At 58.3% G+C, this 3,585-nt stretch carries 4 protein-coding genes and 1 pseudogene; 1 reads left to right on the top strand and 4 read right to left on the bottom strand.

Annotated features, from left to right (window positions below):
• A pseudogene (locus A3730_RS31900) lies at window positions 1-243 on the top strand (hypothetical protein); the annotation flags it as partial.
• 342 nt (window positions 244-585) lie between these two features.
• Here A3730_RS31900 and murB read toward each other — a convergent pair.
• From murB to lpxK, 4 genes are all read right to left on the bottom strand, one after another.
• Entirely contained in the window at window positions 586-1,629 is a 1,044-nt protein-coding gene (murB, locus tag A3730_RS19180) for a UDP-N-acetylmuramate dehydrogenase (RefSeq protein WP_082872464.1), read from the bottom strand.
• Window positions 1,626-2,099: a low molecular weight protein-tyrosine-phosphatase gene (locus tag A3730_RS19175; protein WP_063520757.1), complete on the bottom strand. Its 474-nt coding sequence runs from the start codon at window positions 2,097-2,099 to the stop codon at window positions 1,626-1,628. Before A3730_RS19175 ends, murB begins: the two co-directional genes overlap by 4 nt.
• On the bottom strand, window positions 2,099-2,854 hold the full coding sequence (kdsB, locus tag A3730_RS19170) for a 3-deoxy-manno-octulosonate cytidylyltransferase (RefSeq protein WP_063520756.1): 756 nt from the start codon (window positions 2,852-2,854) through the stop codon (window positions 2,099-2,101). Before kdsB ends, A3730_RS19175 begins: the two co-directional genes overlap by 1 nt.
• A gap of 111 nt (window positions 2,855-2,965) precedes the next feature.
• Window positions 2,966-3,585: tetraacyldisaccharide 4'-kinase (gene lpxK / locus A3730_RS19165; RefSeq protein ID WP_063538706.1), on the bottom strand; the 620-nt coding region annotated here is incomplete at its 5' end.

Here is a 3,585-nt window from a genome sequence, read left to right as displayed (position 1 = left end):
GGCTACAAACCCACCCCGGCAGCCCCGGCCCCAAAGGCGGAAGAAAAGCCCAAGCCGGCACCGGCCAGCAATGAGCTGCCCAGCCGTGCCACGGAAGTGAAAGCGGTCAAGGCAGAAGTCAAGCCCGCCGCCGCCGAGCAGGGCCGCGCAAGCAACGACCCACGCCAGCGTCGTCGTGAGCAGCTCGCCGCCCAGGAAGCCGCTGCCAAGGCGCAACAAGCGGAATCGTCCTCGGAAGACTGAGGACATCCAGCCACAAAAAAGCCCGCTTCGAGCGGGCTTTTTTGTGGCTTATGGTTCTTCGCGGATTAGAGTGAATAACACGCTTCTCGTCGTCTACAGGGTTTATCGCGAATAAATACTCGACGCCGGATGCCTGGCGCAAGCCCCTTAGCCTGAACAGCTATCGTTTTCGGTATCTTTTTTGAGAGGTATTTTTGAGGGTTTCTTTAAGGGTTTCTTTGAGGAATTGTCAGGGCCATCATTCAGACAATAATCAGGTATTGTTCCAGCTACATGCTGAAATCAATTGTGGCCATGGGTCGCATGCATCCCATGCGTCTATAGGGGCCTGGAGGCTCCTGGCTATGGTAACAGCACCGGCTCTTGCTCCAACGACACACCAAACATCGCCAGCACATCGGCACACACCGCCTCTGCCAACGCCACCACATCCGCACTGGTAGCACCGCCATGATTGACCAGCACCAGCGCCTGTTCACTATGCATACCAACAGGCCCCAGTCGCTTCCCCTTCCAGCCGGCCTGCTCGATCAGCCACCCTGCTGCCAGTTTCACGCCATCTTCTTGTGCGTACGCCACCACATCCGCAAAGCGCATCTTTAGCGCATCACCCTGTTCTTTGGTGACAACCGGGTTTTTGAAAAAACTGCCCGCGTTAGCCAACACGGCAGGGTCCGGCAGCTTACTCTGACGCACCGCAATCACATGCTCGCGAACCGCGGCGGGGGAAATATCCGCTTGCGACAAGTGACCAAAACGCGCCTGGAGCGGCCCGTAGCTCACATTGCATTGCGGTATTTTATTCAGACGAAGCTCGATGCCGGTAATGATATAGCGGCCACGATCACGGCTTTTGAAACGACTGTCGCGGTAGGAAAATTCGCATTCATGGCCGGCAAAATGGTCTACCTGAGCGGTGACCACATCCATCACCGTCACCTGCTCCAGTACCTGGGACAACTCGACGCCATAGGCACCGATATTTTGAAAAGGTGCCGCCCCCGCCGTACCGGGAATCAAGGACAGGTTTTCCAGCCCTTGCCAGCCCTGCTCAACGGTCCAGGCCACCAGATCATCCCAGTGCACGCCAGCACCGGCGGCGACCCAAACATGGGTGTCGTCTTCTTTCACCTGCGCCATGCCATCAATAGCCAGGCTCAGTGTCAGCCCCGGCAGATCAGAACGAATTACCAGGTTGCTGCCTTCACCAATCACGAAAAGTGGCTCTGCAGGATTACGTTCCGCCAGCACCTGTGACAATGCATCCAGTGTGTTCGGCCGTGCCAGGCGATGGGCTCGCGCCGGCAACCGCAAGGTATTCAGCGACATCAGATCCGCATCGCAAATCTGCTCAACCGAACCGGTCGGTGGCGCCGTCTGGCTCACAGTTGCTCCCGCACACGGCTCAACAATCCTTCAGCGCCATCTTCAATCAGGTCCAGCACGGTATCGAATCCGTCTTCACCGCCATAGTAAGGGTCGGGCACTTCCCGCACCGAAGTGTGCTGTGCATAGTCCAGAAAACGGGCAAGAGTGCCCTGAAACGATGCGGGTCGCATGGCCTTCAGATCCGCCAGATTGGCATCATCCATGGCCAACACCCAATCATAGTCCGCAAAATCCGCCGGGCTGACTTGCCTCGCGCGCAGGTCAGCCATGGAATAGCCCCGTCGCAACGCGGCCTCCTGGGTACGAGGGTCCGGCGCCTTGCCGATATGCCAATCGCCGGTTCCAACGCTATCAATACGAATACGATCTTCCAGGCCGGCTGCCTTCACGCGTTCACGAAAGACCACTTCAGCGGTGGGTGAACGACAGATGTTGCCAAGGCAAACGAACAATACTGATACGCTCATTACCGGCCTCCCAACTCTGACCGCAGACGCTCAAGATCCGCCTGGGTATCGACCCCACCGGGCACAGCCTCGCAGGCAGGTTCAATGTGGATAGCCACGCCATTGGCCATGGCCCGCAGCTGCTCCAGAGATTCCAGCTGCTCCAGGGTCGCGGGCGGCCATTGCACATACCGGTGCAAGAACGCTACCCGGTACGCGTAGATGCCGATATGACGCCACCACTGCCCTGCGGACATGTCCTGCTTACCATCGGCAAAGGCATCACGATGCCAGGGCACCGGCGCCCGGGAAAAATACAGCGCCTTGCCGCTGTCATCGAACACGGCTTTCACCACATTCGGGTTAAACAGATCGTCAGCTCGTTCAATGGGTTCACACAGAGTGGACATCTGGCAGTCCGGGTTGGCGGCCAGATTCGCCGCCACCTGATCAATCACCGCCGGGGGAATCAACGGCTCATCGCCCTGCACATTGACGATAATGTCATCATCAGCCAGCCCCAGTTTGGCGGCCACTTCCTGCAGGCGGTCCGTGCCGGAGGGGTGATCCTCCCGGGTCATGACCACGGGCACGATGCCATCCAGCACATCGGCAATGCGCGCATCATCCGTGGCCACGTATACCTGCTCGGCATGGCTTTGCTGGCAGCGCTCTGCCACCCGTTCCACCATGGTTTTTCCAGCAATGTCTGCCAACGGCTTGCCCGGCAAACGGGTAGACGCATACCGCGCCGGCACCACTACGTAAAAACTCATTCACTACCTCGAAAAAAATCAGGGCCGAGTTGGAAGTTTAAAGTTCAAAGTTGAAAAAACCGTTCAAACCCATGCCTTACATCCTCACGTTTCAACTTTACCTTTTACCTTTCAACTCTCTTGACCGTTCACTCCCAACGCCCGATCAATCATCTGATCCAGCAACCCGTCCGGCAAGCTTGCAGTCACCGGAAGAAACCACCAGTGGGGTTCGGCAAAGGGGGCACATTTCACCGCGTCCTTTTCTGTCATCAGGACAGGCAGCCCATCGGCAAAGGCCAGATCCGCCGGCTGATAGGCATGATGGTCGGGGAAAACGTGAGGCGTCGTGCTGAGCCCAAGAATACTGAGCAGGTTAAAGAAACGTTTGGGATTGCCAATGCCGGCAACCGCATGGACCTGGGGATGTTGGCGCAGGAAATCGTCAGGGGTGAGAGTACGGTCGTCGGCCAGGCATGTCATGCCTGACGGACGCATGATCATGGGATAGGCCCCGGTCCAGCCACCGCCGGTGCTGATCACGAAGTCCACCTCCTTGAGGCGGGTGGCCGGCTCCCGCAATGGTCCTTCCGGCAGACAGCGACCATTACCCAGGCCACGCTGACCATCCACCACCACCACTTCGGCGCTGCGCGGCAGCGCATAATGCTGCAAGCCATCATCGCTGATCACCAGGTCCGGGGCGTACTCGCGAATCGCCACGTCCAGGGCATTGCGCCGATCCGGATCCA

Source organism: Alcanivorax sp. HI0044, assembly GCF_001634945.1.
The sequence above is the reverse complement of the archived record's forward strand: the minus strand, read 5'-3'. Positions and strand labels throughout refer to the sequence as shown.

What these genes read in the sequence shown, in the direction of transcription:
- A3730_RS19175 (WP_063520757.1), bottom strand. Translation starts at nt 2,099, where the DNA reads ATGAGCGTATCAGTATTGTTCGTTTGCCTTGGCAACATCTGTCGTTCA.
- kdsB (WP_063520756.1), bottom strand. Translation starts at nt 2,854, where the DNA reads ATGAGTTTTTACGTAGTGGTGCCGGCGCGGTATGCGTCTACCCGTTTG.